We start from the raw sequence: 22,286 nt of genomic DNA, 5'->3' as shown, positions 1-22,286 counted from the left end.
TTTTTAGGCTTTTGACAAGCCTGCAACGCTGGTTGATAATGGCCTGCGCTATGCAACGAAGCAGATTTTTTCGATTCCAACCACTCTTTTGGCTTCTCATCGTTGGGGTTTGCGCAGGCAGCCTCGCCGTTTGGTCGTGGCTTGAAAATGAGCAATGGCGTGGCGTAAGCACCCACGTCGATCAAGCAATTGCTTGGGCCAATGTGCCACAAGGCGGCGTGAATTTGCCCAATTTACACCTCGAAGCGCCCGAGGTGATTTCGCGCACCCTCGATACAGCCAAAGCTGCTGGGTTTTATTGGCTGCGCGTGCAATTTCCTTGGGAAGATATTGAGATTCACGCCAAAAACGATTTTCGCGATTATCGCCACGATTACAATGGCGATGGCACGGTCGACCAAAACGATGCAATCTCAGCTTGGACGAAATACGATGGGATTGTGGCCGCCGCCCAAGCCCGCAATTTGCAACTGATCGTGCGGCTTGATCGCCCGCCAAGCTGGGCACGCCAAAACTTGCCGATGGAGAGTTTTCGCGTCGCCAAACGCGAGCAAGACCCTGGCTCGACTGGCCCACCCGATAATTATGCAGATTATGGCGATTACGTGAATGCCGTGGTTGAGCGCTATCGCGGCAAAGTGCGCTTTTTTCAAATTTGGAACGAGCCAAATTATGGCCACGAGTGGAATTGGGCCGATCCCAATCCTGCTGAATTTATCGAATTATTGAAACTTGGCTATACCAGCGCGAAAGCCGCCAACCCTGATGCAATCATCATCTTCCCGAGCCTTACGCCTGCTGATGGCTTCGATTGGCAAGCCAAGAACGATCTCGAATTTTTGGCCCAAATCTACGAGCGCGGCGGGTCGGCCTATTTTGATATTTTCAGTGCGCAGGGCTATGGCCTTGGCCAGCCAGCGACCGAAAATCGCTATGTGCGCCCAGTGCTCAACCCCGATGGTTCGTTGAAGCGCAATAAACTTTGGCAACGCCCGCTCGATTCGCGCACTGATGTAACGCGGGTGGTGTTGCTGCGCGAAGTGATGGAGCGCTATGGCGACGAGCATAAAGCGGTTTGGATTAGCGAATTTGGCTGGAACAGCTCACCAGTGGCGACCCAATATGGCGCGCCAGTCAGCGAAGAACAAAAAGCCCAATATCTGGTTGAATATTTGCAACGAGCACGCCAAGAATGGCCATGGCTGGGCGCGATGAATATTTGGTTTTTGCGGCCTGGGGTTGGCTTCTCACCCGAAGATCCAACGATTCATTTTGCCTTGCTCAAGAGCGATTGGGCTGAACTGCCAGCCTATAGCGCCGTCAAGTCGTATCTGAATCAAGCACCCCAATTGGGCATTGGCCGTTATCAGCCAACTGATTTACTCTGGCAAAACAGCGACGAATACGTGGCAAATTGGTGGGGCGAACGGCTGAGCGTCGAAAGTGCAGGCCCAATTGAGCTAGAAGTTGATGGCCAAGTGCTTACAACCAAACACTTTGAGGGCGAACTAGGCCAGCATCAGTTGCGGATTCGCGGCGATTGGCAAGCGCTGACGATTAGCCGCCAACGGGCGTGGTGGTGGCTTTGGGCCAGCATTCCATTTGGGCTTTGGCTCGGCTTGATAATAGCATTGAAGCGTTTTTGGAGCGTCCTAGTACGAAAGAGAATTGTATGATGCTTGCACGTTGGCGTTGGCATCCATTGGCAACTGTCGGGGTTAGCGGCATCGCGGCTTTAGCAATTTTGGCTTTGTATCGACCAAAACGCTTTGCGCCCTTGGTTGGCATCGATGAGGCTGCTGCGCATAATTTGCTCTTTGCGCTGGCGCTGCTGGCGCTTTTTGCGGCGCTTGCTTGGTTACGCCCTGAAATTGGCTTGGCTGGCGTGGCCGCAACAATTCCTTTCAACTATCGCTCGCGCGGCTTTTGGGATGGAGACTTTCCGTTTATCGATGGCAAATATTTTCCCTTGCACGAACTGCTGTTACTGGTTGTTTTGGGCGTAACTACGCTTGATCTTGGCTGGCGCTTGCTGCGTGGACGCACGGTATGGCGAGTTTGGTGGCGCGAACATTGGCGCATGCTGCTGCTGCCCTTGGCTTGGCTGCTGATTGCGACATTTGCTGCAACTCTGGCGGTACCTGAAGGCCAAGCAGAGGCATGGCGCGAATGGCGCTGGATGATCGTCGAGCCATTGCTGTTGTATGGCTTGATTCTGTATTGGCAACCGCGCTACCCTGTGCGGCGTTGGCTGCTTTGGGGCTTGCTGGCTGGCAGCGCAATTGTGGCAGTAATTGGCATTTTGCAATGGCGCGACCTCGATTGGACGCCGATTGATGGCACGGGCATGTGTTTTAGCGATTTGATCGTTGATTCTGGCGGCACCAAACGCACCTCATCGGTCTATTGCCACCCCAACAATTTGGCACTGTGGATGGATCGGGCGAGTATGTTGGCGGTTGTGGCTGCTGCTTGGGCCTTGTGGCAATTTTGGCGCAAGCGCAACTGGCAAACGGCGGCGTGGTCGGTGCTCTATCTTGGGGTCAGCAGTGTCTTGGTGCTCAGCCTGATGTTGACCTATTCCAAGGGTGCACGTTTTGCAGTAGCCTTAGTATTAATTGGCCTGAGTTGCTTGCCACGGCGTTGGTGGCTGCCGCTGATCACCAGCGTGGTGCTTGGTGGGTTGTTGCTCTATTCGTCGTTGAGTGGGCCTGAACGTTTGAGCGTCACTGGCGATTCAAGCTCAGCACGCTTGAGCATTTGGCGTTCAGCAGCAGCCATGATTGGCGATCATCCAGTTTTGGGCATTGGGCTTGATCAATTTTATTTCTATTTTAATCCCCAATATAATCGGGGCTATATTGAGCCAGCGCTGGCCAACGACCTTGCAGAGCGCAACACCGCCCATCCGCATAACTTGCTGCTTGATCTATGGTTGCGGGTTGGAATTGTAGGCTTAATCATTTTTGCCAGTTTGGCATGGCGCAGTCTGCGGCATAGCTGGCAGATTTGGCATAGCGCTCAGCCTGAGCGTTGGTTAGCGCTCGCAGCGATTGCAGCCTTAGTAGCTGGCTGGCTGCATGGCGGGGTTGATCAAGGCTATTTCTCCAGCGACATTGCCATGGTCACATGGCTCGCCTTTGGCATGATCGATAGCTTTCGGATCAAGCAAGCATCTGAGGCCAAAATAGGACAATAATTCTCTTGAAAAGAGCAGCATTGCGCGCTACGATCTATATTAATAAGTGTTAGTTTTTATGAATGCAGCAAATCGTAAGAATAAAAACATGCTATAGGTTGAGGAGTGCTGGCCGTGGAATTTGATCCATCGCAACCGAATGCAGGCCGAATTTACGATTATTTGTTGGGTGGGAGCCACAATTTTGCAGTTGATCGCGCGGCAGCAGAACGCTTGGTGCAGATGATTCCAACGATTGAAAATGGCGCGCGCTTAAATCGTTGGTTTTTGGATATTGCGATCAATCGTTTGGCCGATGCGGGCTTTACCCGCTATCTTGATTTGGCCAGCGGCTTGCCGACCCAAGGTTATATTCACGAAATTCGCCCCGATGCCTTGGTGCTGTACAACGATTATGATCAGGCCACCGTCGCCTATGCGCGTGAAATTATCGGCAACAATCCTCGAGTTATTTATCACCACGCCGATATTGCCGAGCTTGAATCCATTTTGGCCCAAGCCGACCAACATTTTGCAGGCGAGCGCAAGTTGGCAATCTGCATCATTGGGGTTTCCTATTTTTTAGATGATCAGGTGTTGCGCCAAACGCTGCAACGCCTATACAATTGGTGCAGCCCTGGCTCGCAACTCGCCATGTCGTGGCTTACCCTGCCCGAAAATCCCAACCCCAAATTGCAAGAATTACTGGCGCGCTATCAGGCCATGGGCAGCCCCATTTATCCGCGTACAGTTGCCCAACTCAACCAGTTTATTGCGCCATGGACGCTGCTTGAGCCAGGCTTGCAACGGCTCTCCGAATGGAACGAAATTGATGGCATGTGGGTTATCGAGGACGATCGCCAAGCAGACGACGATCAAAGCGATATGTATGGCACGTTTATGATTAAGGGATGAGTAAGAACATAGAGCATAGGAGGTAAGGGATGAGTTTTAACGCAGAGGCGCAGAGGAATCATGGCTATAAGCTTTTGGCTGGCAGGGATTAATTAAAATCCAGCTAATCAGAGCCTATAGCCTTACTTCGTGCGCTTCGTGTCCTTCGTGGTTAAAAACCCTACGCCCGCAACCCATCCAAATCTGGGCGCAGCACGACGCTTTCTTGCTCGTTGGGGTCGGTACGGGCAATAATCGCCACTGCTTCTTCAGCATATGGGTTGAAGGGAAAGTGCGGCATGCCAGCGGGAATATACACATACTCACCAGCATGCACAACTGCATGGCGCTCTAATTGATGACCATAATACATTTCAACTGTGCCGCTCAGCATATAAATTGCGGTTTCGTGGTTTTCGTGGTGATGGGCATTGGCTCGTGCGCCAGCAGGCATGCGCAGCATGTGCATACACAGCGCCTGCGAGCCTGCGGTTTCGGCGGCAATACCAGCAAAATAGTTCAGCCCTTGTTTACCAGCAAATCCATGTTGTTCATTGGGCCGGATAATCACGCAATCGGCTTGTTCAGACATCAGCATTTCCCCCAGCTATTAGCTTTCCCAAAATGGCTTGAGCACGCCGCGATCGACTAAGACCTCGCGCATTTCGAGCATGGCCGTGTAGGTTGGCAGCATCGTCAAGGCTGTATCGTTGGCAATTGCTCGATCAAAAGCTTGTGCCAAATCGGGCTCGACATGGATTTGTTGCTGGTCAATCCCAGCATATTTCAGCCGATTCGCCATATCAGCCGCCCGCGTGCCGCTCACAACAATCTGTTGAGTATGGCCAGCCAAAGCCTCAAAATCTGCATCCCAAAGCCATGAAACGTCAGTGCCATCGGCAATTTTATCGTTAATTGCAATCATCAAGTTAAGCGGCGCTTGACTCCCGCTGGTAATCATGCGCACAGTTTCGCTTGCGCCAATCGGATTTTTAATCAAAGCCATCAAAACCTGTTTTTGCTGATAGTCAAAGCGTTCGATCCGCCCGAAGGCGGCGCTAAATTGCTCCAAGGCAGCGCGAATAATTGGCAACGGCACATCCAAGGCGCTGGTGGCGGCAATCGCAGCCAAGGCATTGAGCGCATTGTAAAGCCCAGGCAACGGCAAGGTTAATTCGAGCGCTTGCTGGCCTTGAGCTTGATTCAACACGACGCGCAAGGTACTGCCGCGCGTGCCATCAAGCTCCAATTGGCGCAGCCCAATGTGCGGCTCTGGCCGTCGATGACCGCAGGCGGGGCAGTGATAGCGCCCAATATGGCCATAATAGGCAGGATCATAGCGATAGGGCTGGCCACAACGGCGACAGAAAATCGAATCGGCTGCATGGCGCAGCGCATCGTTGCCATGACGCGTATCTTCGAGGCCATAAAAAAGCACGTTGGCTTGCAAGCCAGTTGCCAAATCGGCGATTGCAGGATCATCGGCGTTCAACACAACGGTGCTTGTGCGGGGCAGCGTGGCAAGCACCTTTTGCCATTTTGCGGCCAGCGTATCAACCTCACCATAGCGATCAAGCTGATCGCGGAAGAGATTGAGCAGCAACACCACTCGGGGCTGGGTTTCGGCGATGGCGGCGGGCAAATGGGCCTCATCAACCTCGAACAAGGCCCGTTGATAGTGCGGCTCGCCCCAAATGCCTAGATCGAGGGTGGCAGCGGTTAGCCCAGTGATCAAATTTGCGCCAGCCCGATTATGTAATGCAGGCTGGCCTTCTTGGCTACAAATAGCCGCGATCATGCGGCTGGTCGTGGTTTTGCCGTTGGTGCCAGAAATGAGCATCACGCCGCCATTGAGCCGCTGCGCCTGATGCCGCAATACGTCGGGCGCAACCCGCCGTGCAATTCGACCAGGTAAATTTGTGCCGCCACCAAAGCCAAATTGGCGGCTTGCCCATTGCGCTAGCTGCGCAACACTTAATGCAACCTGCTCACGTAGTGTCATGATTATCCTCAGTCACAACCAGCCCATACTTTCTGGAGAGTAGGATAGCATAAAAGTCACATTAGAGAGAACATAGAACAGAGAGCATAGCACATAGGTATCAGGCTATTGGCTATTGGAAAATAATCCAAATAATCTATGGCTAAAAACCTAGCCTTCGTGTCCTTCGTGGATCAAATGCTTAACGTAGCGGCGCAGAGAAAAGTATGACTATCGGCTATCGGAATATTGTTCGTACAATTCGGGCAATTCGTGGCGAAAAACTTAACCTTCGCGATCTTCGCGTGCTTCGTGGTTTCAAGCTTTCACTTCATCCCTCATCCCTCATCCTTCATCCTTTATTTTGCCTTTCGCTACGCATTCTCGTATACTAAACGGCGTTAACAACAATTGACCTACGCAAACTATTGGCGGGAGTTTATGCAACCGAATGGAATCTTGACCCTAACTACCGATTTTGGCAGTGTTGATGCGTATAGCGCTGTGCTTAAAGGAGTGATTCTCTCGGTTAATCCGCAGGCAACTTTAATCGATGTAACCCATGAAATTGATGCGCAGCGGATTGCCCAAGCAGCCTATTTATTGCACACAGGCTATCGTTATTTTCCCGATGGCACTGTCCATTTGGTAATTGTTGATCCAGGGGTGGGCGGCGATCGCAAGGCCGTGGCGTTATGTTCGCCACGCTGGGCCTTTGTGGCTCCCGATAACGGAGTACTTTCATATGTGTGGAAAGACCTTGTGGCAGAATTTGGCCGCGAGCAATTGCAGTTGATCGAACTGAGCGATACGCGCTGGTGGTTGCCTAACGTGAGCGCAACCTTCCATGGCCGCGATATTTTCGCCCCAGTTGCGGCCCATCTTTCCAAAGGCGTGAAAGCTGAAGAACTTGGCAACCCATTGGCTGAATTGGTCGAGTTGCCGCTAGCCGAGCCACGCCATCGCCTTGATGATGCATGGGAAGGCCGAATCATCCACGTTGATAATTTTGGTAATTGTATTACTAACATCACCCGCGATTTTATTGCCCAGCATGGCAGCATCGAGCAAGTCGAAATCGGCATTCTCGATCAGCGAATTGGCCGAATTTGCCGCACTTACGCCGATAGCGAGTGGGGCATGGTGATGGCGCTCTTTGGCTCCAGCGAACGGCTCGAATTGGCGGTGCGCAACGGCAATGCAGCCCGCATGCTCGGCGTTGGCATCGGCGATAGCCTCCGCATTCGCTTTGTAAGCTAAGTCAAAAGGCAAAAGTCAAAGGGCAGAATGCTGTACCTTTGATTTTTGCCTTATTTTTTGATAGCGTTTGATTAAATACTAGCAATCTTCAGAGTTGATCAATGTTATGTACTCTTCTGACTTTTGACTTCTGATTTTTGCCTTCCGAAAAAACTATGTTTGATACTCTCAACAGCGAACAACGGGCGGCGGTTATGGCGCAGCTTGGGCCTGTTTTGGTCAAGGCTGGCGCAGGCAGCGGTAAAACCCGCGTCCTCACCTACCGCATCGCCTATCTGATCGAACAGGGCGCAAGCTCCGATTCGATTGTTTCGGTGACGTTTACCAACAAAGCGGCTAGTGAGTTGCGCACTCGTTTGCGCGATTTGCTGGGCAAGCGCAGCCGTGGCCTCACCGCCGGAACTTTTCACGCCATCTGTGGCAAATTGTTACGCCAGCATATTACTGGGCGCATTCGCAATTACACCGCCAATTTTACAATCTACGCTGGCGATGAGCAGTTGCAACTCGTGCAACAAGCTATGGATAGCTACACTGGGCGCATGCCGCATGATCTTGAAGCGCCGCAAGTGCTGAATTTGATTTCACGCTTCAAAAGCCGTATGCAGCCGCCAACTCTCGCCCGCCAGATGGCCAACGATCCGCTGAGCCAGTATGCGGCGGCGATTTATCGAACGTATCAACGCCAACTTGAGCGCTCGAATGCCGTCGATTTCGACGATATGATTGTGATGACCTATAAGCTGCTGTTTGAGCATCACGATGTGCTCGACGAAGTTCAATCGCGCTGGGCGCATGTGCTGGTCGACGAATATCAAGATACCGATTCGGCGCAATATGCCTTGCTTGAGTTGCTTTCGCGACCTGTTGGCAAGCGTCCACGCTCATTATTTGCGGTTGGCGATGCCCAACAATCGATCTATGGCTTTCGCAACGCCGATTACACGATTATCAATCGCTTTACCCGCGATTTTCCCGAAGCGCAGGTTGTTGAGTTGCTGACCAATTATCGTTCGCGCCAAGAAATTCTTGATGCAGCCTACGCTGTGATGCGCCATTCGGTGGCCGTGCCAGCGCTCACCTTGAAAGCGGCTCGCCGTTCGCCACCAGTGCCAGCTTTGGTGATCAATGAAGCAGCAGACGATCGTGCTGAGGCCGATGCTATCGCCAAATCAATTGGCAGTTTGCTCAGCACAGGCCGCCGCAGCAAAGATATTGCAATTCTCTATCGCTCGCGGCATATGAGCCGAGGGCTGGAAACCGCCTTACGCCAAGCGCGGATTCCCTATTCGCTCAAAGGCCAAGCAGGCTTTTACGATCGGCGGGTGATTCGCGATGCCTTGGCCTTCTTGCGAATTATTGCTAATCCCAGCGACAGCCTGAGCATGAATCGAATTATCAATGTGCCAGCCCGTGGCATTAGCGCCAACACAATTGCCCATCTCACCAGCAAAGCTGCGGCCTTGGGCTTACCGCTTGGCGAAGCGATTTTGAAGCGCGAGACCTGGGAAGGACTCAGCGATCGGGCGAGCCAAGCTGTCAGCGATTGGGCACGCAAAATCTATCGTTGGCGCAAATTGGCCAGCGGAACCTACCCGCCAGAAGGCTTGCTGCAAACCGTCTTGCAAGAAAGCGGCTACCAAGCCATGATCGAAAAGGATTGGAACGACCCTGAGCGCAGCGATGCCCTCGCCCACTTGGAAGAGTTGCGGGTGGCTGCGGGCGAACATACCAACCTTGCGGCATTTTTGCAAGAAATTGCCTTGCTGACCAATGTCGAGGACAAAGATGAGCGCGATGCGGTACAACTGCTGACAATTCATGGAGCCAAAGGCTTGGAATGGCCAATCGTCTATGTGGCGGGCTTAGAAGAAGGCACGCTGCCCCACGAACGCTCGTTGGTTGAAGCAGGCGGGGTGGAAGAAGAACGCCGTTTGTGTTATGTCGCTTTGACGCGGGCTGGCGAACAACTCTATCTTTCGCATGCCAAAAAACGCCAGCGCAACAGCCGCAATCCTTCGCGCTTTCTCGACGATATTTTGGTTTATGGCCGCGAGCGAGCCAAAGCCAAGGCTTTCTAACCATTCGTTAACGTTGAGGTAAACTTTTGAGCCTACACTCTGAGTGTTAGGATTTTTGCAGCGTAGGAGTGACCAATGAAAGAATTAATTGCCCAACTCGTCCAAAAGGCCAACTTAAGCGAAGAACAAGCCAACAAGGCGGTTGAAGTAGTCAAGGGCTTTTTGGGTGACAAATTGCCAGAAGGTTTGCGTGGTCAAGTTGAAGGCTTCCTAACTGGCGAAAACGTGATGGATGTTGCCGACAAAGCCAAGGGCTTGCTCGGCGGGCTATTTGGCAACAAAGAATAATTTCAGTCACTACCTAATCAATGCAAGGCAGCCAAGCTTGGCTGCCTTTTTGTTATGTCTGCAAGTGGCCAAAATTTGATACAATAGCACTACTGTGTTGCTAAAGGAACTAAATCTATGCAAAGCACTCGCACCGTTGATCCCGATCAACAGCCTGATCACCTGCGTTTAGGCCGTTATTTGGGATTAACTGCCATCGCGATTTATGTCGGGTTATTGATTGGCGTGACGCTCACCGTGATCATCCCTGATGCATCAGATTTCATCATGCAATCAAAAATCCCCCTAAGTGGCTTTGCAGTGCTTGTCCAAGGCTTATTTTTTATTGCTGGGCGCTTTTTTGCTCGACGTAATCAAATTAAGCAAAGTATCTATCTGATGATTATTGGTTGTACTGTATTGCCAATGATCATTACTTTTTTCAACCCAATCGAATGGCCACTGAGTGTTTTATATGTTTTTTTGATGTTGATTATTGCTGTACAATTTGTCAATAGCCATCATCTCAAACAAATTAGCATTATGGCATGGATTTCGGTTATCATTGTAACTTTCTTAGGTTTTATTTTCAATGATCAATATAATTACCCAAAAATTAATGTCTTGTTGATTATGATTACCTCTGGAACGCCGATTGTGACCATGATCATTTCGTTATTATTTAGTTTTCATCGACGCTTGAATTTGACCGTGCGCGAGGTCAAACGAATTAATTATTCGCTGGAGGAATCAAGGGCTTCGTTGGAGCAACAAGTTGGCCAGCGAACAGAGCAATTGCAACACACGCTTGTCGAATTACAACAACGGAATCAAGAACAAGCAGCCTATGTGGCCCAAATTGAGCAACAACGCCAAACAATTCGCGAACTCAGCGTGCCAGTGCTACCAGTCAGCGGCGATACGCTGGTGTTGCCAATTGTTGGGACGCTTGATAACGAACGCTTGCGCGATTTGCAGGTGATTGCATTGGGCGAAATTCAACAGCGCCGTGCTCAACGCTTATTGCTCGATGTGACGGGGCTTTCGTGGTTTGATAACGATGTGGCAACTGGTTTATTGCGCTTGGTTGATTCGGCGCAGTTGCTAGGAGCCAAGGTTGCCTTGATTGGCGTGCGGCCTGAAGTGGCCCAAGCCTTGGTCAACTTGGGGATTGTGTTTGAGCATGTAGCAATCTACCGCGATTTGCAATCGGCCATGAACTAGGGAAAAGGCCGAATTGCCCCCACGAAGCGGCTATTCCAATAGCTATTCGATAAATCGGAAACGCGAATGCCCAAATTTTCGGAGAGAGCCTGAATCACGTTGCCATTGCCAGCATAAATCCCGACGTGGCTCACGCCTTTTTTATAGGTATTTTTGAAAAAGACAATATCGCCGGGCACTAAATCGCGTTGGCTAGTAATTTTTTGGCCATAGCCACCAGTCCATTGTTCAGCGGCGCTGTGCGGCATATCAATGCCCAATTTGCCATAAACATACAACACCAAGCCTGAGCAATCGAAGCCGCCGCGCGGAGTTTCGCCACCCCAAACATAGGGATAGCCAACGTATTTGCTGGCCAAACGCACTGCCTCAAGCGCGTTGGGCGAGGCACTCAAGGTTGGCACGCGGCGTAAAATATAGTCATCTGCGTGTAAAAGCTCAGCTGAAACCCAGCCCTCAGTGCCATCGTTGGTACGCACATTAAACCAGCCAGCACGTTGTTGCAGCAAATTAACCTGGCCTTGCTCAGAGCCCAAGGTCGTGATGATATCCGAGCCAGTTTGGGGCGCGACTCGCACATTCGCTCGTTCAACATTTAGTTCAGCCAATAAAGCCGGATTTGGGTCGGCGTGCTCAGCAATTTGGGGCAACGCTTGCACCGAGCTAGCCAAAGCCACATAATTATCATCAACCCAGCCCAAAGCCCGTTGCGGTGTGACCACTTGCAGCCAGCCCTCAAAGCGGCCAACCACGGTTAGCGGCGTGGTGTTGGGCAAAATCGCCATGGGCAAATAATCAACGCTTGGGCCATCGCGCAAATTCAATTCATCACTTGCAACCAAGCCTGCAATCGTGGTGGTAAACACCGTATCAGCAGAAATTGGCGCGGCCAACAAACTGCTGGTTAAGGGTAAGGTTTCGGGAATAGCCAAAGCTTGGGCTTCGAGTTCAGGATTCAACACCGGCGCTTGCCAATCGGCAGGAATCGGCTCATCGAGGGTGGCACCAACCCGAACGATTTGCGGCGTTGCAGTTGGCGGAATTGGGGCGAGCGAGGTTGCGGGAAACGTCCACCACAGCAGCAAAGGCACAGTTAACCCAGCGCCAAGCAACCAGCCAGCGATCTGCAATCGCCGCCGATCCCGCGCTAGGATTGGCAATCGGGGCATAGTGATGAATCCTTATTCTTCAAAAATAATCCCATACGCCTGATTCAACTGCGCTAAGGCGGCAGCAGGCAGTGGCAAACCAAATTGTTGAATGGCATCGCTGAAATCATGGAAATAGTATTCGAAACCAGCAGGAGCTGCAACTATTAATGCAACACAGGGACTGGTTCCAAGGGTGCGAAAGCCATGTCGCACGCCCATCGGCAGATCAATCGTAGCCCCAGCCTTGGCAATAATCGTCTCGCCATTGATCAAAAACTCAAAAACTCCAGCTTGAATAATAAAGGTTTTATCTTCGCGGGTATGCATATGCTGCATAACATCGGTTCCAGGCAAGCTAGTATATTCAACTAAGGAAAACGCGCCATCGGTATCCGAGCCAGTGAGCTTGACCGCAACCTGGCTATGCGGGGCGTTTGCGATCGGACATTCCAAGAGCATGGTATGATCGGCAAGCTGTGACATAGGCAACCTCCGCTGATTATGGTCATTATAGGCGATGGTTTTCGCCCTGACTATGGAGCTTTTATGGGATTTGAAACTAATACTATTCGCTTCCTTTTGGAAGCCCGAAGTACTGGTGTCCAGTTTAAACAGAGTTTAACCCTAGGCCGTCAGGGAATGCACCTTGGGGTGTACGATTTACAACAAGTTTTTGCCGAAGTAGGTGAGACCTTACCACCGATTGTGGCCCAAACCCTCACCCGCGATGCTGTTGATGGCGAGCCACTTTTTGCCGAGCCGCTGCTCCATTACCTTGGAGCCAGCAGCGCCGATTCAATCGATTTTTCCGATTATGAATCAGCAACGATATTGCACGATCTGAATCAGCCAATTCCCACTGAGTTGCATGGCCGATTTAGCTGTGTGATTGATGGTGGCACGCTTGAACATATCTTCAATTTGCCAATCGCGCTACAAAATAGCTTAAACATGGTTGCTGAAGGTGGCCATTTTCTGGCGATTACGCCGTGCAACAATATGGCTGGCCATGGCTTTTATCAATTTTCGCCAGAGTTATTTTGGCGCATTTTGACGCCCGACAATGGCTATCAGCTGGAAAAAATGTATGTTTTCGAGATGTATCCGCATGCGCCGTGGTATCGGGTGCACGACCCCAAGGCAGTTGGCGGGCGGGTTACGTTGCAAAATCGCCGTCCAGCCTTTTTATTGGTTCAAGCCAAACGAATTAGCGCCACGCCAATCGAACGCCTCAAAGTGCAACAAAGCGATTATGTGAGTGTTTGGCAGGCTGGCACTGGCGCCCGCCGACCATCATTGGCTAGTCGGCTCACCACGCCAGTTCGTCGCCGCTTACCAACTAGCCTCAAAATGGGCTTGCGAAAAATCAGTTTTCGGCTCAAAGATGGTTTGGAACTGTTGCGCTCGCCCTATCGGGCCAAATATTACGATCGGTATAAATAGGGGTCAGAGGTCAGGGAGTAAGAACATAGAGCATAGAACAGAGAACATAATCCTAAAAAATCTGTGCAATCTGTGGCGAACCATAGCCTTCGCGTTCTTCGTGCCCTTCGTGGATCAAACCTTTAACGCAGAGGCGCAGAGAAAGCATGGCTCTTGGTTTGAGGCTATTAGTCAATTCTTCGTGGAATTCGTGGCGAAACATAGCCTTCGCGTTCTTCGTGCCCTTCGTGGATTAATCGCCGATTTGTCCTACATTCGTTCACAAAGTTGTCGCTGATTGTACCCGTAGCACATCTGCTATACTTAGGGACGCGAAATCGTCCCGCAAGCCAAACTGTTCCTCCCAAACATCGAGGAGTGTAGCAATGACACTGATTGAAACGGTTGATGCTGCTGAATATTTCGAGCCAACATCAACTGAACTGAGCAGCCAATCGATCTCCGCAATGGCGCGTGGCATGGTTGGTTCTGAAATTTTGCGAATTGCCGGTAATGTCCGCACGTTGCAAGCCCAAGGCCGCACAGTCTGTAATTTCACCGTCGGTGATTTTGCGCCTTCACAGTTTCCTATTCCTGAAGCGTTGCGCGATGCAGCGATTGAATCGTATAGCGCTGGCCGCACCAATTACCCGCCCGCCGAAGGAGTGTTGGCATTGCGCAAAGCAGTGCTTGCCCACTACGAAAAGCGTTTGGGTCTGCGCTATCCCTTGGAAAGCATTCAGATCATCTCTGGCGCGCGGCCTGGCCTCTACGCCGCCTATGGCGTTTTGATCGATCCAGGTGAAACGGTGATTTACCCAGTGCCATCGTGGAACAACAATCACTATGCCTATTTGTGTGGCGCAAAGGCGATTGAGGTTCCAACCCGCCCAGAAGACGGCTTTTTGCCGACCGCTGCCTTGCTTGAGCCATTCATCCAAGAAGCGCGCTTGATCTCGATTAACTCGCCGCTCAATCCAGCTGGCACGATGATCTCGCCAGAGGAATTGCGCAAAATCAGCGAATTGATCGTGAATGAAAATACTCGCCGCAAAGAGCTTGGGTTACGTTTGCTCTATTTGGTTTACGATCAAATTTATTGGGAATTGCAGCTTGGTGATATTCGCCACGTTACGCCAATCGAAGTAATGCCCGAAATGGCTGCCTACACGATTTTCATTGATGGGATTTCTAAATCGTGGGCAGCGACCGGCTTGCGGGTTGGCTGGGTTGTAGCACCACCCCACATCACCGATCGCATCAAAGCGTTCTTGAATCACGTTGGCGCATGGGCACCCCACCCAGAGCAAGAAGCCACGGCGCATATTTTGAATTCAGTCGAAGTGCTCGACGATTTTTATGCCAATATGCATAACGAAGTTCGCGCCCGCCTGAATTTGATTTACAACGCAGTGCAAGAAATGAAGGCTGCTGGCTTGCCAGTTGATGCAATTGCCCCGCAAGGCGCAATTTATCTTTCAACTCAATTCGATTTGGTTGGCAAGAGCCTTGATGGCGTGCCAATTACCAGCAACGCCCAAATTGGCGATATTTTGCTGGAGCAAGCAGGCGTGGCCTTGGTGCCATTCCAAGCCTTTGGCCTGCGCCAAGAAACTGGCTGGATGCGGCTCTCGGTTGGCGCGGTTTCAATCGCCGATGTCGAGCAATGTATCCCACGGATGCGCGCAATTTTGGAGCGCGTCAAGTAATATGACCGATCCACGAGGCCTGCGTTTGCTACTCGCCCGTCATGGTGCGACCGCTTGGAATGAAGCGGGACGCTACCAAGGTCGTGCTGATGAAGGGCTTAGCGAGCGCGGCCATGCTCAAGCATTGCAGCTTGGGCGGTGGCTCAGCGAGGAAACTCCAGAAATTGTGCTTCACAGTGGCGCACGCCGCACAGCCGAAACGCTGGCGCGTGCGCTACCGCAACATCAAGCTACCAGCGATCCCCGTTGGCACGAAATTGATCATGGCGAATGGGAAGGCTTGACCTATCGCCAAGTTTTAGATCAAAATCCTGAGCAAGCCCGCGCGCATTGGGCCGACCCATTGCACATTCCCGCTCCCCAAGGCGAAACCCTCTTAGCTGTCGCCGAACGGGTTCAAGCAGCCACCAACGATCTCATTGCGCATTACGCTGGACGTTGTGTCCTGCTGGTTGCCCATGCCACCAGCCTGCAAGTCTTATGCTGCCACGTATTTCAAACGCCGCTCGAGCTTTATTGGCAATGGAAATTCGACCTTGGCAGCCTTTCGTGCCTCGAACTCTATCAAAGTGGCACGATCATCAATTGGCTCAATCGCGGCTATACCCGCCCTGCCAGCTGCTAGGGAAAATCATCAAACAGTCTATCTCGACTATAATCAGAGCCTATCAGCAAACCATACAATCAAATTGGAGGATTGCATATGCCACGCTGGGCACTTTTGGCCGATGTTCATGGCAATCGCTTGGCCTTAGCCGCAGTTTTGGCTGATCTTGCTCAACGCAATGTTGATCAGGTCATCAATCTTGGCGATAGTGTGTATAGTGTGCTGTAACCACGCTGGTGCGCTGAACAACTGGCGCACATTGCCAACATTTCAATTAGTGGCAACCAAGATCGCCTGCTATTCGAGGAAGTTTCATCAGCGCAAAAAAACCTCAGTTATCGCTTTGTGCAGGCCGATTTAGGCCCAAACGAGCGAGCTTGGCTTGCCAAGCAGCCAGCAACCGCAATTGTTGATGATATGTTTTGTTGCCACGGCACACCAACCAGCGATACCACCTATTTGTTGGAGCATGTAACACCACACGGAGTGTTTTTACATTCTGAAGAAGCAATTAGCGCCGCAATCCAAGGCATCAGCCAATCGCTGATCGTCTGTGGCCATAGCCATAGTGCGCGCATAGTTCAGCTGGCCAACGGCCAATTAATCGTCAATCCAGGCAGTGTTGGAATTCCCGCGTATAATGATGATCTACCGTACCCTCACGTTATGCAAGCAGGCAGCCCGCATGCACGCTATGCGATCGTCGAGCGCAACGCTCATGGCTGGCAAGTTGAGCACTATGCGATTTGCTATGCGTGGCACGAGGCCGCCGCTACTGCTCGCCACAACGGGCGCGAAAATCTAGCTCGCTGGCTTGCAACAGGTTGGGCGCAGCTTGCTGATTAATTGCTGAAAGGATCGCTCGCTTTGACGCTTGATCAATGGTTTTATCTGGCAGCATTTGGCTTGGGTTTGCTGATCATCATCATTACCAAGGCTCGCCGCCAAGCGCTCTGGCCCTCGCTCGAACAAATGCAACGCTCATCGCGCTGGTTGTTTATTCAGCCGTTGGTGTTGGCAAGTTGGCTGATTACGGCGGCTGGGGTGGGCTTTTTGGCCCGTGGTGCTGGGGTCAATTGGTGGCTCAGCGGCCTGATTGCGCTGGCTGGTGGCTTGGCAGTGGGTTTATTGCTCTATCGCATGATTATCGAGCGCAGCATTGTCCAGCAGGCTAGTTCAGCTGCCAGCAACGTTGGGCCAATCGGCCAGCTAGGCGTGGTGGTCGAAGCGCTGCCAGCAGAGGGCTTTGGGGTTGTTGCCTATGAACATCAAAAAGGCGCAGCTCGCATTAACGCCCGGGCGATCGGTGGCCGAGCAATTGAGGCAGGCTGCGCGGTGATGATTGTCGAAGTTAACGATCAAGGCGCGACGGTACTGCGCCTCGAATCGCTCGAAAGCTAGCCATAGATGCAGTATGGCGTGGTTTGTTCGATAATTGGGCTACCAGCAGGCGCAGTGTAAGTTTGCCATTCAGCAGGCAGTGCATCCAATTCAAGCGTTTCATCAACCACAAATTGCACCAAGGTTTCGGTTGTTATGCCTTCGTAGGTCTGGCTACTGGTAAATTTCCAAATCTGGCCAGTATTGGCATCGATCCAGGCTTTACCAATAGTGCTGCCAAGATCGACAATGGTAAGCTGACGCCCAGCAAGTTCTTCAGTGCCAATAATTGCGGCATTGGAAAAATTACTCTCTGAGCCAAAAGCGCCTTCGCCTACCCACTGTTCCAAGCTCAACGAACATTCATCGAACGGCGCTTTGACCGAAGTATTGTCGTGGGCGTTGTAATTCCAAAAGTAGTTTTCATCGACGATCGTTGGCCCCATTTGATAGCCAACTGGTTGCCCGTTCAGCGATTGGCGGGCTGGCTGATAGAGCAAAATATGCGATTGGCCTTGCACTAGCCAAATCTCATCGCGATAGTGCTCACCAATTTGGCCATCGCTACGGGTGGTTGAAATTTCAATTGCAATATGCCGCGCCTTGCCATTGGCCACAATTGGCTGGCTGGCGAAGGTTTCGGCGCGTTGAATCAACTCGGCTGCTGAAACGCTGCTGGTTGGTTGATTCAGCCCAAATATTAAGCCCAAACCAACCGCGACGCTACAGACAGCCAGTGCCAAAACCCGCGCTGGGCGACGTTGAAAGAATGCTTGCATACCATTGCCTCGCTTTACTGGTGGCTGAAGTCCAGCCTGAATTCGTTGAATTGTTGCTGGTGCTGGGCTAAACCGCTGGGCTTGCCCATTGAGCTGTTGGCCAAGTGCGCCGTTTTCTAGCTCAGCCAACGCGCGCTCAAGATCGAAATTATTGGTCATCGGCGAGCCTCCGTTTGAGTTGTTCAAGCGCGCGATAGGCGGCCATTTTGACCGCAGCCTCACGTTTGCCGACAATTTGGGCAATCGTTGCATAGGGCAGTTGGGCAAAAAAGCGCAGTTGAAGCAACTCCTGTTGTTCAGGGTTAAGTTGGGCCACAGCTTGCTGCAACAAGGCCTGTTGTTCAAGCGCCAGCATGGTCAATTCGGGCGATAATTGCTGACTGGCAAGGTCATCGGATAATTGGGTTTGCTGTTGACGGCGTTGGCCGCGCCGATAAAAATCGGCTAAACAGCGGCGCACAATCGTAAATAACCAGCCGATGAATGGGCCATTGGGCTTGAATTGACCAAGGCTTTGCCACGCGCGCTCGAAGACTAGGGCTGCGACTTCCTCTGCATCGTGGTGCTGCTGCAAACGAGCCACAAGAAAGCGATAGACCGGCGTGATATAGCGTTGGTACAAGCGCACAAAGGCCTCGTGATCGCCCGCCACTGCCAACGCCACATCACGGTGATCCTCCAACGTTTGCTGATCGAATGGCGCCCGTTCAGCAACCAAGCGATGAATCAATGCCATATCGTCAGCCTCCTCTGGTGTGTGAATCGCCATGGCCTTGCACTCAATACATCGTTGGGCACGCCCAAAAAGTAACAAGCTTGGGCAAATTAGCACTCGCAGCACGATTTTGCTAAATTCTAACAATCGCTTAACGCAAATAAATGAGCCAAGTAGCACGGTTTTTGACCTTCAGAATGGGCTAAATCGCTTTAGCACTCTCAGCCCAAGAGTGATAAACCAAGCCTTGACAAGCTTAACAGAAGCACATACACTAACACTTGGATTTAGCACTCATCACAGTAGATTGCTAAATGGTCAACTAAGGAGGACACATTATCATGTCTGATTTCCGGATTCGCCCCTTGGCCGATCGTGTGGTGATCAAGCCTCAAGCCAAAGAAGAAAAAACCAAGAGTGGCTTGTTCCTGCCCGACACAGCGAGCAAAGAAAAACCTCAAGAAGGCATCGTTGTGGCTGTTGGTGAAGGCAAGTTGGATGATAACGGCAAGCGAGTGCCAGTTGCAGTGCAAGTTGGCGATAGCGTGTTGTTTGCCAAGTATGCTGGCACCGAGATCAAGTTGGACGACGAAGATTATTTGATTTTGGCTGAAAAAGATATTTTGGCCGTCGTTCAAGGCTAAGGCTAATTCGCGACGCTTCTTAGGAGGATTATTTAACAATGGCAAAGCAAGTTGCTTTTAATGAAGATGCCCGCCGCGCCCTCAAACGTGGCGTGGACGTGGTTGCAGATGCAGTTAAGACGACCTTGGGCCCACGCGGTCGCAACGTCGCTATCGATAAAAAATTCGGCTCACCAACCGTAACCCATGACGGCGTTACTGTTGCTAAAGAAATCGAATTGAAAGACCCATTTGAAAACATGGGCGCACGCTTGTTGGTTGAAGCTGCAACCAAAACCAACGACGTTGCTGGTGACGGTACCACCACCGCTACCGTTTTGGCTCAAGCAATTGTCCACGAAGGCTTGCGCCAAGTGGCTGCTGGCGCTAACTCGATGATGATCAAGCGTGGCTTGGACAAAGGCACCGCCGTCTTGTTGCAAGCAATCCGCGATTTGGCCAAGCCAGTCAACGATCGCACCGATATCTCAAGCGTTGCTACCATCTCAGCTGCCGATTCGTCAATTGGCGATTTGATTGCTGAAGTGATGGACAAAGTTGGCAAAGACGGTGTTATCACCGTTGAAGAAGGCAAAGGCTTGGGCTACGAAACCGAATATACCGAAGGTATGCAATTCGATCGTGGCTACATCTCAGCCTACTTCGTAACCAACAGCGACCGCATGGAATCAGATTTGGAAGACCCATACATTTTGATCACCGACAAGAAGATCAGCTCGATCCAAGAAATCTTGCCAGTGCTCGAAAAGGTCTTGCAATTCACCAAGAACTTCGTGATTATCGCTGAAGACATCGACGGCGAAGCCTTGCCAACCCTCGTGTTGAACAAATTGCGCGGCACGATCAACGTATTGGCAATCAAAGCTCCTGGCTTCGGCGATCGCCGCAAAGCCATGTTGCAAGATATCGCCATCCTCACCGGTGGTACGGTTATCAGCGAAGAAATTGGCCGCAAGCTTGATAGCGCCACGGTCGAAGATTTGGGCCGCGCTCGCCGCGTGATTGCCAACAAAGACGAAACCACGGTTATCGAAGGCCGCGGCGACGAAGATGCAATCAAAGCTCGGATCGAACAAATTCGTGCTCAAATTGAAACCACCACCAGCGATTTCGATCGCGAGAAACTGCAAGAACGCTTGGCCAAATTGGCTGGTGGCGTAGCAGTGCTCAAAGTTGGGGCTGCAACCGAGCCAGAATTGAAAGAACGCAAGCACCGCGTCGAAGATGCGCTCTCAACCGCTCGGGCAGCAGTTGAAGAAGGTATCGTGCCTGGTGGCGGGATTGCCTTGTTGAGCGTATTGCCAGCGTTGGATAGCGTTGAGCCAGCAAACCAAGACGAAAAAGCTGCAATCTTGATCTTGCGCCGCGCCTTGGAAGAACCAATTCGCCAATTGGCTCGCAACGCAGGTGAAGATGGTGCCGTAATTATCGACACCGTGCGCCGCTTGCAAAAAGATCAAAATAACTCAACCCTTGGCTACAACGTCATCACTGGCGAATATGGCTCAATGGTTGAAATGGGCATCATCGACCCAGCTAAGGTAACCCGTTCGGCCTTGCAAAATGCCGTCTCGATTGCCTCGATGATCTTGACCACCGATGCCTTGGTCGCCGATATTCCTGAAAAGGATGCAGCCCCAGCTCCTGGTGGCGGTATGGGTGGCATGGGCGGCATGGATTTCTAATCCAGCCCAATCGGCAACACCAAACCCCTGTTGTTCAATTGAGCAACGGGGGTTTTCATTTAACTTGTATTATTAAATCACATCAACTTACTAGGAGAATGCTTATGTCGATTCGTGTATGTTTAGCAGGAGCAACAGGCTGGGCAGGCTCGGCGCTGGCCCAAGGCCTTGCCAAAACCAATGATTTGCGCTTGGTAGCGGCGGTTTCACGCAGCCATGCAGGCCAAGAGTTGGGGGCTGTGTTGAATCAGCCTGCGCTGAATTGTCCAGTCTTTGCTACGGCCAGCGAGGCGCTGAGCCAGCCCTGCGATGTCTTTGTCGAATACACCAAGCCAGCTGTTGCCTTGGATAATGTGTTGCAAGCCTTGGCAAGCGGAGCGCATGTGGTCATTGGCACATCGGGCTTAGATGATGATGCCTATGCCACAATTCACGAAGCAGCCTTGAAAGCTCAACGTGGCGTGCTAGCAGTCGGCAACTTTGCATTAACCGTCGTCTTATTGCAAAAATTTGCCTCGATTGCAGCCCGCTACATTGCGCATAGCGAAATTATTGATTATGCCAGCGACAAGAAAATCGATGCGCCAAGCGGCACAGCCCGAGAACTGGCCTTTCGCTTAGGTCAAGTGCGCGAATCAGCCCAAACCGTGCCAACCGAAGAGATTGTAGGCGAACAAGCAACCCGAGGAGCGCGGATGGCTGAGCAACAAGTGCATTCAGTGCGCTTGCCAGGCTACGTGATTAGTATTGAAGCAATATTTGGTATGCCCGACCAAAAGCTGATCCTGCGCCATGAGGCAGGCAATGGAGCAGAGCCATATATTGATGGTGCGTTATTGGCAATTCGCAAAGTCAATACATTTGTGGGCTTGAAGCGTGGTTTAGAGCAGGTCTTAGATTTAGATTAACCACAAAGAAGACTCCGTTGGAAATCCAACGGAGTCTATCTGGAATGGTACGCATCCCCCTACGTTCCCACAGCGGGTGCTGCAGTAGCCTCGGTGTGTGTCGCGTTCACGGCCTGGTTCGGGATGGAGCAGCGTGGGGCACAACCACCTCGACACGTACCAAATTGTTCGCCCTCGCTCCAATCACCCATAGCTGACGACTTCTTCATTCGCATAGCGCACATCAATGCCAGTCTTGCCTGCCATGCAACCATCCTCTGGCCACACCGCGTCCTGCCGACGCGCGGCAACCGATGATCGCTTGGCTTTCTGCGGGTGTCTGCTCTACCGTTCACACGGCCTCCACAGCACCCCAGTTGTCCGCCTCGTCTCGACGGTGCCTCTCATACATTCCTGTACAC

Annotated in this window: 22 protein-coding genes; 16 read left to right on the top strand and 6 right to left on the bottom strand. The window is 51.6% G+C overall.

Annotated elements, in window-relative coordinates; translation table 11 throughout:
• Positions 1-50 precede the first annotated feature (50 nt).
• The 3 genes from SE18_RS19905 to SE18_RS19895 all read left to right on the top strand — a co-directional run bounded on the left by SE18_RS19905 (position 51) and on the right by SE18_RS19895 (position 4,093).
• Entirely contained in the window at positions 51-1,676 is a 1,626-nt protein-coding gene (locus SE18_RS19905; protein ID WP_054536226.1) for a cellulase family glycosylhydrolase, read from the top strand.
• Positions 1,673-3,199 (top strand): O-antigen ligase family protein, encoded by a 1,527-nt coding sequence (locus tag SE18_RS19900; RefSeq protein WP_054536225.1) that lies wholly within the window; start codon positions 1,673-1,675, stop codon positions 3,197-3,199. Before SE18_RS19905 ends, SE18_RS19900 begins: the two co-directional genes overlap by 4 nt.
• Positions 3,200-3,313: 114 nt before the next feature.
• Positions 3,314-4,093: an SAM-dependent methyltransferase gene (locus SE18_RS19895; RefSeq protein WP_054536224.1), complete on the top strand. Its 780-nt coding sequence runs from the start codon at positions 3,314-3,316 to the stop codon at positions 4,091-4,093.
• 160 nt (positions 4,094-4,253) lie between these two features.
• On the opposite strand, the gene SE18_RS19890 is transcribed toward SE18_RS19895, so the two are convergent.
• Positions 4,254-4,670 carry a cupin domain-containing protein gene (locus tag SE18_RS19890; RefSeq protein WP_054536223.1) on the bottom strand — a complete coding sequence of 139 codons (417 nt, stop codon included), beginning with the start codon at positions 4,668-4,670 and terminating at the stop codon, positions 4,254-4,256.
• A gap of 12 nt (positions 4,671-4,682) precedes the next feature.
• Positions 4,683-6,074: a Mur ligase family protein gene (locus SE18_RS19885; RefSeq protein ID WP_054536222.1), complete on the bottom strand. Its 1,392-nt coding sequence runs from the start codon at positions 6,072-6,074 to the stop codon at positions 4,683-4,685.
• Positions 6,075-6,494: 420 nt separating this feature from the next.
• Here SE18_RS19885 and SE18_RS19880 point away from each other — a divergent pair, with 420 nt between their 5' ends.
• The 4 genes from SE18_RS19880 to SE18_RS19865 all read left to right on the top strand — a co-directional run bounded on the left by SE18_RS19880 (position 6,495) and on the right by SE18_RS19865 (position 10,885).
• Entirely contained in the window at positions 6,495-7,313 is an 819-nt protein-coding gene (locus SE18_RS19880) for an SAM hydrolase/SAM-dependent halogenase family protein (RefSeq protein WP_054536221.1), read from the top strand.
• Positions 7,314-7,468: 155 nt separating this feature from the next.
• Entirely contained in the window at positions 7,469-9,394 is a 1,926-nt protein-coding gene (locus SE18_RS19875; RefSeq protein WP_054536220.1) for an ATP-dependent helicase, read from the top strand.
• A 75-nt stretch (positions 9,395-9,469) separates the two neighbouring features.
• Complete coding sequence (locus SE18_RS19870) at positions 9,470-9,682, top strand: hypothetical protein (protein WP_054536219.1); 213 nt, start codon at positions 9,470-9,472, stop codon at positions 9,680-9,682.
• Positions 9,683-9,799: 117 nt separating this feature from the next.
• On the top strand, positions 9,800-10,885 hold the full coding sequence (locus tag SE18_RS19865) for an STAS domain-containing protein (RefSeq protein ID WP_054536218.1): 1,086 nt from the start codon (positions 9,800-9,802) through the stop codon (positions 10,883-10,885).
• Here the strand turns inward: SE18_RS19865 and SE18_RS19860 are convergent.
• A complete protein-coding gene (locus tag SE18_RS19860; RefSeq protein ID WP_054536217.1) occupies positions 10,882-12,054 on the bottom strand; it encodes a C40 family peptidase in 1,173 nt (390 codons plus the stop codon). The genes SE18_RS19865 and SE18_RS19860 overlap by 4 nt on opposite strands.
• A 12-nt stretch (positions 12,055-12,066) precedes the next feature.
• Entirely contained in the window at positions 12,067-12,519 is a 453-nt protein-coding gene (locus SE18_RS19855; RefSeq protein WP_054536216.1) for a cupin domain-containing protein, read from the bottom strand.
• Positions 12,520-12,582: 63 nt separating this feature from the next.
• Between SE18_RS19855 and SE18_RS19850 the strand changes: the two genes are divergently transcribed.
• From SE18_RS19850 to SE18_RS19830, 6 genes are all read left to right on the top strand, one after another.
• Positions 12,583-13,479 (top strand): class I SAM-dependent methyltransferase, encoded by an 897-nt coding sequence (locus tag SE18_RS19850; RefSeq protein WP_054536215.1) that lies wholly within the window; start codon positions 12,583-12,585, stop codon positions 13,477-13,479.
• Positions 13,480-13,844: 365 nt separating this feature from the next.
• Positions 13,845-15,167 carry a pyridoxal phosphate-dependent aminotransferase gene (locus SE18_RS19845; RefSeq protein WP_083470041.1) on the top strand — a complete coding sequence of 441 codons (1,323 nt, stop codon included), beginning with the start codon at positions 13,845-13,847 and terminating at the stop codon, positions 15,165-15,167.
• Position 15,168: 1 nt separating this feature from the next.
• On the top strand, positions 15,169-15,792 hold the full coding sequence (locus SE18_RS19840; protein ID WP_054536214.1) for a histidine phosphatase family protein: 624 nt from the start codon (positions 15,169-15,171) through the stop codon (positions 15,790-15,792).
• A 78-nt stretch (positions 15,793-15,870) separates the two neighbouring features.
• Positions 15,871-16,002: a hypothetical protein gene (locus tag SE18_RS28190; protein ID WP_269083560.1), complete on the top strand. Its 132-nt coding sequence runs from the start codon at positions 15,871-15,873 to the stop codon at positions 16,000-16,002.
• A gap of 21 nt (positions 16,003-16,023) precedes the next feature.
• Positions 16,024-16,620, top strand: coding sequence for a metallophosphoesterase family protein (locus SE18_RS19835; RefSeq protein ID WP_083470039.1), 597 nt, complete (start codon positions 16,024-16,026; stop codon positions 16,618-16,620).
• Positions 16,621-16,641: 21 nt separating this feature from the next.
• Entirely contained in the window at positions 16,642-17,175 is a 534-nt protein-coding gene (locus SE18_RS19830) for a hypothetical protein (RefSeq protein ID WP_054536212.1), read from the top strand.
• Here SE18_RS19830 and SE18_RS19825 read toward each other — a convergent pair.
• A complete protein-coding gene (locus SE18_RS19825; protein ID WP_054536211.1) occupies positions 17,172-18,092 on the bottom strand; it encodes a hypothetical protein in 921 nt (306 codons plus the stop codon). The genes SE18_RS19830 and SE18_RS19825 overlap by 4 nt on opposite strands.
• Positions 18,082-18,669: an RNA polymerase sigma factor gene (locus SE18_RS19820; protein WP_054536210.1), complete on the bottom strand. Its 588-nt coding sequence runs from the start codon at positions 18,667-18,669 to the stop codon at positions 18,082-18,084. The genes SE18_RS19825 and SE18_RS19820 overlap by 11 nt, the downstream gene beginning before the upstream one ends.
• 320 nt (positions 18,670-18,989) lie before the next feature.
• On the opposite strand from SE18_RS19820, the gene groES reads away from it, so the two are divergent.
• The 3 genes from groES (at position 18,990) to dapB (ending at position 21,885) form a co-directional block, all read left to right on the top strand.
• Positions 18,990-19,292: a co-chaperone GroES gene (groES, locus tag SE18_RS19815; RefSeq protein ID WP_054536209.1), complete on the top strand. Its 303-nt coding sequence runs from the start codon at positions 18,990-18,992 to the stop codon at positions 19,290-19,292.
• Positions 19,293-19,330: 38 nt separating this feature from the next.
• On the top strand, positions 19,331-20,977 hold the full coding sequence (gene groL, locus SE18_RS19810) for a chaperonin GroEL (protein ID WP_054536208.1): 1,647 nt from the start codon (positions 19,331-19,333) through the stop codon (positions 20,975-20,977).
• A 104-nt stretch (positions 20,978-21,081) separates the two neighbouring features.
• The gene (gene dapB / locus SE18_RS19805; RefSeq protein WP_054536207.1) at positions 21,082-21,885 is read left to right on the top strand and encodes a 4-hydroxy-tetrahydrodipicolinate reductase; all 804 of its coding nucleotides are present in this window, start codon (positions 21,082-21,084) and stop codon (positions 21,883-21,885) included.
• Positions 21,886-22,286 lie beyond the last annotated feature (401 nt).

The organism is Herpetosiphon geysericola, from assembly GCF_001306135.1.
Classification (GTDB): domain Bacteria; phylum Chloroflexota; class Chloroflexia; order Chloroflexales; family Herpetosiphonaceae; genus Herpetosiphon; species Herpetosiphon geysericola.
Note: the sequence above shows the minus strand (reverse complement) of the source record. Positions and strands in the feature narration are given on the sequence as shown.

Bases quoted from the DNA above. Each gene is read 5' to 3' on its own strand.
- SE18_RS19900 (WP_054536225.1), top strand. From the start codon at position 1,673: ATGATGCTTGCACGTTGGCGTTGGCATCCATTGGCAACTGTCGGGGTT.
- groES (WP_054536209.1), top strand. From the start codon at position 18,990: ATGTCTGATTTCCGGATTCGCCCCTTGGCCGATCGTGTGGTGATCAAG.
- SE18_RS19845 (WP_083470041.1), top strand. From the start codon at position 13,845: ATGACACTGATTGAAACGGTTGATGCTGCTGAATATTTCGAGCCAACA.
- SE18_RS19840 (WP_054536214.1), top strand. From the start codon at position 15,169: ATGACCGATCCACGAGGCCTGCGTTTGCTACTCGCCCGTCATGGTGCG.
- SE18_RS19825 (WP_054536211.1), bottom strand. From the start codon at position 18,092: ATGACCAATAATTTCGATCTTGAGCGCGCGTTGGCTGAGCTAGAAAAC.
- SE18_RS19870 (WP_054536219.1), top strand. From the start codon at position 9,470: ATGAAAGAATTAATTGCCCAACTCGTCCAAAAGGCCAACTTAAGCGAA.
- SE18_RS19850 (WP_054536215.1), top strand. From the start codon at position 12,583: ATGGGATTTGAAACTAATACTATTCGCTTCCTTTTGGAAGCCCGAAGT.
- SE18_RS28190 (WP_269083560.1), top strand. From the start codon at position 15,871: ATGCCACGCTGGGCACTTTTGGCCGATGTTCATGGCAATCGCTTGGCC.
- SE18_RS19905 (WP_054536226.1), top strand. From the start codon at position 51: ATGCAACGAAGCAGATTTTTTCGATTCCAACCACTCTTTTGGCTTCTC.
- SE18_RS19875 (WP_054536220.1), top strand. From the start codon at position 7,469: ATGTTTGATACTCTCAACAGCGAACAACGGGCGGCGGTTATGGCGCAG.
- SE18_RS19890 (WP_054536223.1), bottom strand. From the start codon at position 4,670: ATGCTGATGTCTGAACAAGCCGATTGCGTGATTATCCGGCCCAATGAA.
- dapB (WP_054536207.1), top strand. From the start codon at position 21,082: ATGTCGATTCGTGTATGTTTAGCAGGAGCAACAGGCTGGGCAGGCTCG.
- SE18_RS19820 (WP_054536210.1), bottom strand. From the start codon at position 18,669: ATGGCATTGATTCATCGCTTGGTTGCTGAACGGGCGCCATTCGATCAG.
- SE18_RS19865 (WP_054536218.1), top strand. From the start codon at position 9,800: ATGCAAAGCACTCGCACCGTTGATCCCGATCAACAGCCTGATCACCTG.
- SE18_RS19860 (WP_054536217.1), bottom strand. From the start codon at position 12,054: ATGCCCCGATTGCCAATCCTAGCGCGGGATCGGCGGCGATTGCAGATC.
- groL (WP_054536208.1), top strand. From the start codon at position 19,331: ATGGCAAAGCAAGTTGCTTTTAATGAAGATGCCCGCCGCGCCCTCAAA.
- SE18_RS19880 (WP_054536221.1), top strand. From the start codon at position 6,495: ATGCAACCGAATGGAATCTTGACCCTAACTACCGATTTTGGCAGTGTT.
- SE18_RS19885 (WP_054536222.1), bottom strand. From the start codon at position 6,074: ATGACACTACGTGAGCAGGTTGCATTAAGTGTTGCGCAGCTAGCGCAA.
- SE18_RS19855 (WP_054536216.1), bottom strand. From the start codon at position 12,519: ATGTCACAGCTTGCCGATCATACCATGCTCTTGGAATGTCCGATCGCA.